This window comes from Curtobacterium sp. PhB136 (assembly GCF_004346855.1).
GTDB lineage: Bacteria > Actinomycetota > Actinomycetes > Actinomycetales > Microbacteriaceae > Curtobacterium.
The window spans coordinates 1295851-1306793 of sequence record NZ_SMGH01000004.1 but is presented as its reverse complement, the minus strand read 5'-3'; the positions used below and the strand labels follow the sequence as shown (position 1 = coordinate 1306793).

The following is a 10943-nucleotide window of genomic DNA, read 5'->3' as shown; positions in this document are numbered from 1 at the left end:
GAATTGTCTCCGGACGTCCCACAAGTGGAACGCCACGGGGTCAATAAATTGGCATTGACAATGTGCACGCTGTTGAGTTCTCAAGGACCAGACGCACTCCCCGCTCGACCCGTAACAGGTTCCGCCAGAGAGGCATTCGTTCTTGGTTTGACCACCGGCGTCGTCGATCCGATTGGATCAGTGGCTCATCCCGAGGGAGAGAACCGGTGGAGTAGTCATCCTAGGCGTCGAAGCCGTCCAGCGCAAGGCCGGATCTGAACTCCAGTGGAAGGATGGTCCCGCTTGAGGGCCGACGTGCTCTGGGCTTTCGCTCCAGCCGCTCCGCCGCACCTTTGGGGTGACGAGTGATTACTTTACGCAGGGGTCGGCGGGAGCGCCAAGCCAGCCCACATCCCGGGCGTGTCGCATCCTGCAACACGCGCGGCCCCGGACGCGTAGAAGCCCGGTTCCGCAGGTGCGTGGGCACTGCGGGAACCGGGCTTCCGGGCGTGGGTGGGTCAGCTGGCGAGGGTCACGCCGGCGAGGGTCTTCTTGCCGCGACGGAGCACGAGCACTCCCCCGGGCAGGGCGAGTCCGGACAGCGGTGCGGTGGCATCGTCGGCTCGGGCGTTGTTCACGTAGACCCCGCCCTGGTCGATCGCGCGGCGCGCTTCGCCGAGGGACTTCACGAGTTCGGTCTCGACGAGCGCCTTCGCCAGGTCGGCATCCGGTGCGAGCGTCACCGACCCCGGCAGTTCGGCGATCGCCGCCCGGAGGGTGGGGCCGTCGAGTGCTTCGAGGTCACCGTTGCCGAACAGCGCCGCGGAGGCGTCGATCGCCGCCTGGGTCGCGGCGACCCCGTGGACGAGCGCGGTGACCTCGAACGCGAGGGTCCGCTGGGCTTCCCGCCGGAACGGTTCGTCCGCCACGGCCTGCTCGAGCCGGTCGATCTCGGCGCGGGAGAGGAACGTGAACTCCCGCAACCGGGCGATCACGTCCGCATCCGCCGTGTTGAGCCAGAACTGGTACAGCGCGTACGGCGAGGTCATCTCCGCGTCGAGCCAGATCGCGTTGCCCTCGCTCTTGCCGAACTTCGTGCCGTCGGAGTTCGTGATGAGGGGCGTCCCCAGCGCGTGCACCGTCGCCCCCTCGGCACGCCGGATGAGCTCCGTCCCCGAGGTCAGGTTGCCCCACTGGTCCGAGCCGCCGGTCTGCAGCGTGCACCCGTACTGCAGGAAGAGTTCGCGGTAGTCCAGCCCCTGGAGGATCTGGTAGCTGAACTCCGTGTAGCTGATCCCCGCGTCCGAGTTCAGCCGCGCGGAGACGGCGTCCTTCTTGATCATCGAGTTCACGCGGAAGTACTTGCCGATGTCCCGGAGGAAGTCGATCGCGGACAGCGGCGCCGTCCAGTCGAGGTTGTTCACCAGGCGCACACCGTTGTCGCCGTCCGGGCTGAGGAACCGGGAGACCTGTTCCTGCAGGCGCGACACCCACGACGCCACCGTTTCTCGGGTGTTCAGCGTGCGTTCGGCCGTTGGTCGCGGGTCACCGATCAGGCCGGTGGAACCGCCGACCAGTGCGAGCGGCTTGTGTCCGGCCAGCTGCAGTCGGCGCATCGTCAGTAGCTGCAGCAGGTTGCCGCAGTGCAGCGACGGCGCCGTGGGGTCGAAGCCGCAGTAGTACGTGATCGGCTCACCGTCGAGGGCCTCTTTGAGCGCGGTCTCGTCGGTCGAGACCTGCACCAGACCACGCCAGCGCAGTTCGTCCCACACCGAGGCGAAGGTGGGGTCGTTCTGCTGGCGCGTCAGGACATCGGAAGCGGTATCACTGGACACCACGCCATCGTAGCGGCGACCTCCGACGCCTCGAGCGCGGGGTCCGATCAGTCGATCGCGGCCTTGTGCCGCCGGTACGTCGACACAGTCGGCTCGCCCGCCAGCGCGAACCGCCAGGGGAAGGACCGGCCGCCGGCGATGCCGGCGACACCGGTGCGCGGCCCGCGGAGGATGCGGGGATCTGCAGCCAGCTCCGCGAGGACCGCAGCCGGTCCGTCGGCGGCGAGCCGAGCCTCCAGGCCGGGTGCCAGGGTGAGCACGTACGGGCCGCGACCGTCGACGACCGACGTGCCGTCGTCGGCACCGAGGACCGCCCCGAGTGCCGCTCCGAGGTTGCCAGGCCCCCGGGCGAGCTGGATGTCGGAGACGGCCGCGCCGCGCCGCGAACGCGCCACCGTGACGCCGTCCACGACCTCCGCGCCGCGGAGCAGCGATCCGGATGAGATGCCCGCCGGTGCGCTCACGACGTTGACGCACGTGTGGATGCCGTAGGACCGGTAGGCGTAGAGCGTCCCGGGCGGCCCGAAGAGCTGCTTGTTGCGCTCCGTCATGCCGCGGTGCCCGTGCGATCCCGGGTCGGTGGGACCGAAGTAGGCCTCCACCTCGGTGATCCGGAGCGTGACGCCCTTGCCCGTGAGCGTCGCGCCGAGCAGGGCCGGCGCGCTCACCGGCGCCGGCTCCGCGAGCAGGGCGAGGAGCGCGTCGTTCACCGCGTGAACGGCACCCCGGAGGCGAGGTCGTGCACACGCTGCGTCAGGCCGGCGAGCTGCTCGGCGACCCGGTCCGGTGCCGTCCCGCCGACGCCCCTGCGGGACGCGACACTGCCCTCGATGGTGAGGACCGCGCGGACACCCGGCGTCAGGTGCTCCGAGATCGACGCGTACTCCGCGTCGGTCGGGTCGTCGAGCTCGATCCCCCGCTGCTCGCAGTACTGCACCAGTGCACCGGAGACCTCGTGTGCATCGCGGAACGGCACGCCCTGGCGCACCAGCCACTCGGCCACGTCCGTCGCGAGCGAGAAGCCCTGCGGAGCGAGCTCGGCCATCCGGTCGGTGTCGAACGTCAGCGTCGCGATCATGCCGGTGAACGCCGGCAGCAGGACCTCGAGCGTCGCGACGGAGTCGAAGACGGGCTCCTTGTCCTCCTGCAGGTCGCGGTTGTAGGCCAGCGGCAGGCCCTTGAGCGTCGCGAGGAGGCCCGTCAGGTTGCCGATGAGCCGCCCGGACTTGCCCCGCGCCAGTTCGGCGATGTCCGGGTTCTTCTTCTGCGGCATGATGCTCGAGCCGGTGGAGAAGGCGTCGTGGAGCCGGACGAAGCCGAACTCCTTCGTGTTCCAGAGGATGACCTCTTCGGCGAGGCGCGAGACGTCGATCCCGATCTGCGCCAGCACGAAGGCGAACTCCGCGACGGTGTCGCGGGCCGCGGTGGCGTCGATCGAGTTCTCGGCCGGACGGTCGAACCCGAGCTCGCGGGCGATCGCCGACGGGTCCAGCCCGAGGGAACTGCCGGCCAGCGCCCCGGCACCGTACGGGCTCACGCTGGCCCGCGTCGACCAGTCGCGGAGCCGCTCCAGGTCACGGACCAGGGGCCACGCGTGCGCGAGGAGGTGGTGCGCGAGCAGGACCGGCTGCGCGTGCTGCAGGTGCGTGCGGCCCGGCATGATCGCCGCCGGGTGCTCGCTCGCCTGCTGGCTGATCGCGTCGACGAGGTCGATCACGAGCCGGCCGATGCGGCGCCCGTGGTCGAGCATGTGCATCCGGCCGAGGGTCGCGATCTGGTCGTTCCGGCTCCGTCCGGCGCGGAGCTTCCCACCGAGTTCCGGACCGAGGTCGGCGATGAGCAGGCGCTCGAGGGCACCGTGCACGTCCTCGTCGGAGTCCGCCGGCAGCAGCGTGCCGTCGGCGTGCGCCGCGTTGAGACGGTCCAGGCCCCCGAGCATCTGCTCGAGCTCGTCGGCGGTCAGGTACCCGGCCGTCTGCAGGGCTCGGGCGTGGGCACGCGACCCCGCGAGGTCGTAGGGCGCCAGCTGCCAGTCGAAGTGCGTCGACTTCGACAGGGCGGCGAGCTCCGGGCTCGGCCCGTCGGCGAACCGCGCGCCCCACAGCGCACCCTGGTTGGTGCCGTCGGTCTTCGTGTGCTGGGTCTCCGGCCGGGAGGCTCCGCTTGCGTCCGTCATGTCGTCCTGCGTCGTGTCGTGGGTCGGTCTGGTGCTCGTCGGTCGGCCCGGTGCTCGTGGGTCGCGCGGGGCATGGCGGAGGCGGGTCGGGCCTCCAGGACGGTCCGGACGGCGTGACCAGCGGGTCACGCCGTCCGGGGCCGGCTCAGTTCGCCAGGTCGCGGCGTGCCGAGATCTTGCTGGGCAGCGACCAGATCTCGATGAAGCCCTTCGACAGCGACTGGTCGAACGTGTCGCCGGTGTCGTAGGTGGCGAGGTCGAAGTCGTACAGCGACTGCTCGCTGCGGCGACCCGTGACCGTCGCGCGACCGCCCTGCAGCTGCAGGCGGATGTCGCCGGAGACGTACTGCTGGGTGTCGTCGATGAAGGCGTCGAGGCTGCGCTTGAGCCCACCGAACCAGAGGCCGTCGTAGACCAGGTCGGCCCACTCCGACTCCACACCGCGCTTGTAGCGGTTCACGTCGCGCTCGAGGGTCAGGCTCTCGAGCTCCTCGTGCGCGGCGATCAGTGCCATCGCGGCGGGGGCCTCGTAGACCTCGCGCGACTTGATGCCGACGAGACGGTCCTCGACGACGTCGATGCGGCCGACGCCGTGCTTGCCCGCGAGGGCGTTGAGCTCCTGCACGATGCGCAGGACGCTGAAGCGCTGGCCGTCGATCGCGACCGGGACGCCCTGCTCGAACGTGATCGTGACCTCGTCCGCCTCACGCGGGACCGAGGGGTCCTGGGTGTACGCGTAGAGGTCCTCGATCGGGGCGTTCCACGGGTCCTCGAGGAACCCGGTCTCCACCGCGCGACCCCAGACGTTCTGGTCGATCGAGTACGGCGACTTCTTGCTCTGCAGGATCGGCAGGTCGTGCTCCTGCGCGTAGACGATCGCCTTGTCACGGGTGAGCGCGAGGTCACGGACCGGGGCGACGCTGGTCAGGTCGGGTGCGATCGCGGCGACGGCGGCCTCGAAGCGGACCTGGTCGTTGCCCTTGCCGGTGCAGCCGTGCGCGACGCTGTCGGCGCCGAGCTGCTTCGCCGTCAGGGCGAGGTGCTTCGCGATGAGCGGGCGGCTCAGCGCGGAGACCAGGGGGTAGCGCTTCTGGTACAGCGCGTTGGCCTTGAGGGCGGGGACGAGGTAGTCGTCGGCGAACTCGTCCTTGGCGTCGATGACGACGGACTCCACCGCGCCGCAGTCGAGGGCGCGCTGACGGATCGCCTCCATGTCCTCGCCGCCCTGGCCGACGTCGACCGCCAGCGCGACGACGTCCTTGCCGGTGGCGTCCTTGAGCCAGCCGATGCCGACGGAGGTGTCGAGGCCTCCGGAGTACGCCAGTACGACGCGGTCTGCCATGGGTTTTCTCCTAGGGGTGTTGGTTGTCAGTTGTTCGCGGCGAGGAGCCAGGCGAGGAGCGCCTTCTGGGCGTGCAGACGGTTCTCCGCTTCGTCCCAGATGATGCTGCGCGGGCCGTCGATGACGTCCGCCGTGACCTCGTAGCCGCGGTCGGCCGGCAGGCAGTGCATGAACACCGCGTCGTCGGCTGCGTGCGCCATCAGCGCGTCGTCCACGCGGTAGTCCTTGAAGGTGTCGAGGCGCTGCTGCTTCTCGTCTTCCTTGCCCATCGACACCCAGGTGTCGGTGACCACGACGTCGGCGCCCGCCACGGCGGCGACCGGGTCGGTCACGACGAGCACGGAACCGCCGGTCTCGGCGGCACGGTGCTCGGCGTCCGTCACGACCTGCGCAGCCGGGGAGAACTCGGACGGCGATGCGACCCGGACGTGCATGCCGGCAGTCGCTGCCGCGAGCAGGTACGACTGCGCCATGTTGCTCGCGCCGTCGCCGACGAAGGCGATGGTCTGCCCCGCGAGCGTTCCACGGTGCTCGCGGATCGTCAGCAGGTCCGCGAGCAGCTGGCACGGGTGGAAGTCGTCGGACAGCGCGTTGACGACGGGCACCGTGGTGCCGGCCGCCATCTCCTCGAGCCCCGCCTGGCCGTACGTGCGCCAGACGATGGCGGACACCATGCGCTCCAGCACCCGGGCGGTGTCGGAGGGGGTCTCCTTGCCGCCGAGCTGGCTGTTCGCGGTCGAGATGATCAGCGGGCTGCCGCCGAGGTCGCTGATGCCGACGTGGAACGACACCCGGGTCCGGGTGGACGACTTGTCGAAGATCACGGCGACGCTCTGCGGACCGGCGAGCGGCTTCGCGGCCCAGCGGTCCCGCTTCATCTCGACCGCGAGGTCGAGGATGGCGGACTGCTCGGCCTGGGAGAGGTCGTCGTCGCGGAGGAAGTGGCGGGTCATGCGGAGGTCTCCTGGACTGCGGTCATGCTCGCCGCCAGGATCGCGAGGAACTCGTCGATCTCGGCGTCGGACACGATGAGCGGTGGTGCGATGCGCAGGCTCGACTCGTTGGGGGCGTTGACGATCAGGCCGCGCTCGAGCGCGGCGGCCGAGATCGCGGCGGCGACGGGCAGGTGCAGCCCGACGCCGATGAGGAGGCCCTGTCCGCGGACTTCCTCCACGAGCGGGGACCCGATCGCGGCGATGCCGGCACGGATGCGCTCGCCCTTGGTCACCGCGGCGTCCACCAGTCCGGCGGACTCGATCTCGCCGAGCACCGCGTTCGCGACGCGGGTCCCGAGCGGGTTGCCGCCGAAGGTCGAGCCGTGCTGGCCGGCCGAGAAGAGGTCGGAGGCGTGGCCGAACGTCACGAGGGCGCCGATCGGGAAGCCACCCGCGATGCCCTTCGCGACGGTGATGGCATCCGGGACCACGCCGAGGTGCTGGAAGGCGAACCACGAGCCCGTCCGGCCGACGCCGGTCTGGATCTCGTCGAGGATCAGCAGTGCGCCGTGCTCCTCGGTCAGCTTCCGAGCGGCGACGAGGAAGCCCTCGGGGAGGTCGACGACGCCGGCCTCGCCCTTGATCGGCTCGATGAAGAGCGCGGCGACGGTGTCGTCGATCGCGTGCTCGAGCGCTTCGATCGAGGTGTCGATGTGCTCGACACCCGGGATCATCGGCAGGAAGTCCGCCTGCAGGGCCGGCTTGCCGGTGAGCGCGAGGGCACCCATCGTCCGACCGTGGAAGGCCTGCTGCAGCGCGAGGATGCGCGTCTTGCGGCCGTCCTTCCCCCGGTTCAGGCGGGCGAGCTTGAACGCTGCCTCGTTCGCCTCGGCGCCGGAGTTGCCGAAGTACACGCGGCCGGCGTCACCGGCACCGGAGATGCGCTTGAGGCGCTCGGCGAGCTCGAGCTGCGGCGGCGTCGCGAAGTAGTTCGAGACGTGCACGAGCTTGGCTGCCTGGTCGGCGATCGCCTCGACGAGCGCGGGGTGCGCGTGCCCGAGGGAGTTCACCGCGATGCCGGCGAGGAAGTCGAGGTACTCGTTGCCGTCGACGTCCCAGACCCGGCAGCCCTGGCCGCGCTCGAGCATGATCTTCGGCGGGGTCAGGGATCGCATCAGCGACGCCCCGAACCGGTCGTTCCAGGTCTCGGTCTGCGTCTCGGTGCTCACCGTGCGTTCCCCTTCGTGTCGCTGCTGTCTGCTGGGTGCTGGATCGGGCTCGCGGGACCGCGTCGTCCGATCTCGGCGTGGGTGTTCTGGTTCTCGGTTCGTCGGCTCGGGTCCGGGATCACCTCGGTGCCCGCGCCGCGGAGGGTGAAGACCTCGAGCAGGATCGAGTGCGGGATCCGGCCGTCGATGATGGTCGCGCCGCCGACTCCGCCGACCACGGCGTCGAGGCACGCGGTCATCTTCGGGATCATCCCGGACTCGAGCGACGGCAGGAGCTCACGGAGCTCCTCGACGGCGATGAGGTCGATGATCGAGTCGCGGTCGGGCCAGTTGCGGTACAGCCCGGGGACGTCGGTCAGCATCATCAGCTTCGAGGCACCGAGTGCGATCGCCAGCGCTGCGGCTGCGGCGTCGGCGTTCACGTTGAGCGCCTGGTCCGGGTGGGCGTCGTCGATCGCGATGCTCGACACGACCGGGATCTGGTTCGCCCGGATCGCCGCGAGGACGCCGGACGGGTCGACGTGCGTGATGTCGCCGACGTGGCCGAGGTCGAAGTGCTCGCCGTCCACGACGACGCCCTTCTTCTCGCCGGTGAACAGCGACCCGCCGTCGCCGAACACCCCGACGCCGAGGCCGTCGCCGTGCTCGTTCATCAGCTCGACGATCTCGCGGTTGACCTCACCCGCCAGGACGTCCCGGACGACCGTGATCGCCTCGGTCGTCGTGACGCGGTAACCACCCCGGAACTCGGACTGGATGCCCTGCTCCTTGAGCGCGGCGGAGATCTGCGGCCCGCCGCCGTGCACCACGACCGGGTGCAGCCCGGCGTAGCGGAGGTAGACCATGTCCTCGGCGAACGCCCGCTTGAGGTCGTCGTTCACCATCGCGTTGCCGCCGAACTTGACGACGACGATCTTGCCCGAGAACCGCTTCAGCCACGGCAGGGACTCGATCAGGGTGGCGGCCTTGACGGCGGCCAGCTCGTGCTCTTCCTGTTTCGACAGGGCGTCTCCGGTGCCCATCAGCTGGAGTACGCGCTGTTCTCGTGGACGTAGTCGTGCGTCAGGTCGTTCGTCAGGATGGTCGCCGCGTACGGTCCCACCCCGAGGTCGATCAGCACGTCGGTGTCGCGGGGCGTCAGGTCGACCTCGTCGCTCGGGCGGTCCGGGGCGCCGGCGTGGCAGACCCGGATGCCGTTCATCGACACGTCGACCGCGTAGGGGTCGAACTCGGCGTCGGTCGTGCCGATCGCTGCGAGGACCCGGCCCCAGTTCGGGTCGTTGCCGAACACCGCTGCCTTGAACAGGTTGTTCCGCGCGACGCTGCGGCCGACGGTGACCGCGTCGTCTTCGCTCGCGGCGTTCACCACGTGGATCGCGATGTCGTGGCTCGCGCCCTCGGCGTCCTGCTGGAGCTGCCGGGCGAGGTCCGCGCACACGGCGGTCAGCGCTTCCTGGAAGTCGCCGACTTCCGGCGTGACACCCGAGGCGCCGGAGGACATCAGGACCACCGTGTCGTTCGTCGACATGCAGCCGTCCGAGTCGACCCGGTCGAACGTGACCCGGGTGGCGGCGCGGAGTGCCTGGTCGAGTTCGTCGGACCCGAGGAGCGCGTCGGTGGTGATCACGACGAGCATCGTCGCGAGGCCCGGCGCGAGCATGCCAGCGCCCTTGGCCATGCCGCCGACGGTCCAGCCGTCTTCGGTGACCTCGGACTGCTTCGCCTTCGTGTCCGTGGTCATGATCGCGGTGGCCGCGTCCGGGCCGCCGGTCTCCGACAGGGCGTCCTTGGTGAGTGCGACGCCGTGCAGGACGTGGTCGCGGAAGGTCTGGTCGCCGACCCCGATGAGGCCGGTCGAGCAGACGACGACGTCGCCGGCACCGATCCCGAGGGACTCGGCCACCGCTTCCGCCGTCATGTGCGTGGTCTGGAACCCGAAGGCCCCGGTGAAGCAGTTCGCGCCGCCGGAGTTGAGGAACACGGCACGGGCGATGCCGTCGCCGACGACCTGGCGGGACCAGATCACCGGGTGGGCCTGCGCGCGGTTGCTCGTGAAGACCGCGGCGACCGCGGCTTCGGGGCCGTCGTTGACGACGAGAGCGACGTCGGGGGTGCCGCTCGCCTTGAGGCCGGCGGTGGCGCCGGCAGCGCGGAAGCCGGCCGCTGCGGTGACGCCCTGTCCGGCGGTGACAGCCTGTCCGGCAGTCGCGTCGGTGTCGGCCTGGGCCCCCTCGTGCCGGTTCCGGTCGGACGCGGAGCTTGCGGAGCGGCCGTCCGGCCGAGTGCGCGGGGAGAGGCTCGGCTCGGTCTGGTCCTGCTTGCTGGCGTCGGTCACGGTGCGACTCCGTCCACGCTGAGGCCGAGGGTCTCGGGGAACCCGAGGGCGATGTTCGCCGACTGCACCGCGGCACCGCCGGTCCCCTTGGCGAGGTTGTCGAGTGCGCTGACCGCGATGACCCGGCCCGCGGCTTCGTCCACGGCGAGCCCGACGAGCGCGGTGTTCGCACCGATCGTGTCCGCGACGCGGGGGAACTCGCCCTCCGGCAGCAGGTGCACGAACGGCTCGTCCGCGTAGGCCTGCTCCCAGGCGAGGCGGACGTCCCGCGCGCTGACGCCCGGAGCCAGCTTGGCCGTCGTCGTCGCGAGGATCCCCCGCGACATCGGCACGAGCACCGGGGTGAACGAGATCGTCACGTCCGAGGCGCCGGCAGCCCGCAGGTTCTGCTGGATCTCCGGGATGTGCCGGTGGGTCCCACCGACCGCGTAGGCGCTGGCCGAGCCCATGATCTCCGACGCGAGGTAGGTCGGCGCGAGCTTCTTGCCGGCACCGGAGGGCCCGACGCTCAGCACAGCGACGATGTCGTCGGACTGGACGAGCCCGGCCTGGATCCCCGGCTGGATGCCGAGCGTCACCGCGGTGACGTTGCACCCGGGGACCGCGATCCGCTTCGTGCTCGCGAGCTCGGTCCGCTGGCGGCTCTGCGCGACGATGTCGTCGACGTCACGCCACTCGTCAGCCGATCCGGGAGCCGGTGCCGCGTGCAGGAGCTCCGGCAGGCCGTAGGTCCACGCCCCGAACCAGTCCCCGCCGTAGAACGCTTCCCACGCCGCCGGGTCCGTGAGCCGGTGGTCCGCGCCGCAGTCCACGACGAGGGTGTCCTCCTCGAGCGCCGCCGTGATCGCGCCCGACTGGCCGTGTGGCAGCGCCAGGAACACCACGTCGTGCCCGCGGAGGTTCGCCGCCGTCGTCTCGACCAGGGTCAGGTGCGACAGCGAACGGAGGTGCGGCTGGGTCGCGATGAGCGGCTGCCCCGCGTTCGAGAACGCGGTCACCGTCCTGACGTCGAACTCGGGATGGGCGGAGAGGATGCGCAGCAGCTCACCGCCCGCGTAGCCGCTGGCTCCCGCCACGGCGACGGATACGGACATGGAATTCCACCTTTGGTC

At 70.5% G+C, this 10943-nt stretch carries 9 protein-coding genes; all 9 read right to left on the bottom strand.

The window, feature by feature from the left end:
• Window positions 1–497 precede the first annotated feature (497 nt).
• The 9 genes from tyrS to EDF27_RS06310 all read right to left on the bottom strand — a co-directional run bounded on the left by tyrS (window position 498) and on the right by EDF27_RS06310 (window position 10925).
• On the bottom strand, window positions 498–1817 hold the full coding sequence (gene tyrS / locus EDF27_RS06350) for a tyrosine--tRNA ligase (protein ID WP_165931374.1): 1320 nt from the start codon (window positions 1815–1817) through the stop codon (window positions 498–500).
• 44 nt (window positions 1818–1861) lie between these two features.
• Window positions 1862–2524: a DNA-3-methyladenine glycosylase gene (locus EDF27_RS06345; protein WP_132047735.1), complete on the bottom strand. Its 663-nt coding sequence runs from the start codon at window positions 2522–2524 to the stop codon at window positions 1862–1864.
• On the bottom strand, window positions 2521–3990 hold the full coding sequence (argH, locus tag EDF27_RS06340; protein ID WP_132047733.1) for an argininosuccinate lyase: 1470 nt from the start codon (window positions 3988–3990) through the stop codon (window positions 2521–2523). Before argH ends, EDF27_RS06345 begins: the two co-directional genes overlap by 4 nt.
• A 145-nt stretch (window positions 3991–4135) precedes the next feature.
• Entirely contained in the window at window positions 4136–5332 is a 1197-nt protein-coding gene (locus EDF27_RS06335) for an argininosuccinate synthase (RefSeq protein WP_123656220.1), read from the bottom strand.
• Between the two features lie 26 nt (window positions 5333–5358).
• On the bottom strand, window positions 5359–6285 hold the full coding sequence (gene argF / locus EDF27_RS06330; RefSeq protein ID WP_132047731.1) for an ornithine carbamoyltransferase: 927 nt from the start codon (window positions 6283–6285) through the stop codon (window positions 5359–5361).
• Complete coding sequence (locus EDF27_RS06325) at window positions 6282–7496, bottom strand: acetylornithine transaminase (protein WP_123656221.1); 1215 nt, start codon at window positions 7494–7496, stop codon at window positions 6282–6284. Before EDF27_RS06325 ends, argF begins: the two co-directional genes overlap by 4 nt.
• On the bottom strand, window positions 7493–8518 hold the full coding sequence (gene argB / locus EDF27_RS06320; protein WP_123656222.1) for an acetylglutamate kinase: 1026 nt from the start codon (window positions 8516–8518) through the stop codon (window positions 7493–7495). Before argB ends, EDF27_RS06325 begins: the two co-directional genes overlap by 4 nt.
• Window positions 8518–9831, bottom strand: a complete 1314-nt coding sequence (argJ, locus tag EDF27_RS06315) for a bifunctional glutamate N-acetyltransferase/amino-acid acetyltransferase ArgJ (protein WP_165931373.1) — start codon at window positions 9829–9831, stop codon at window positions 8518–8520. The genes argB and argJ overlap by 1 nt, the downstream gene beginning before the upstream one ends.
• Window positions 9828–10925, bottom strand: a complete 1098-nt coding sequence (locus EDF27_RS06310) for an NAGSA dehydrogenase family protein (RefSeq protein ID WP_132047729.1) — start codon at window positions 10923–10925, stop codon at window positions 9828–9830. The genes argJ and EDF27_RS06310 overlap by 4 nt, the downstream gene beginning before the upstream one ends.
• Between the last annotated feature and the right edge of the window lie 18 nt (window positions 10926–10943).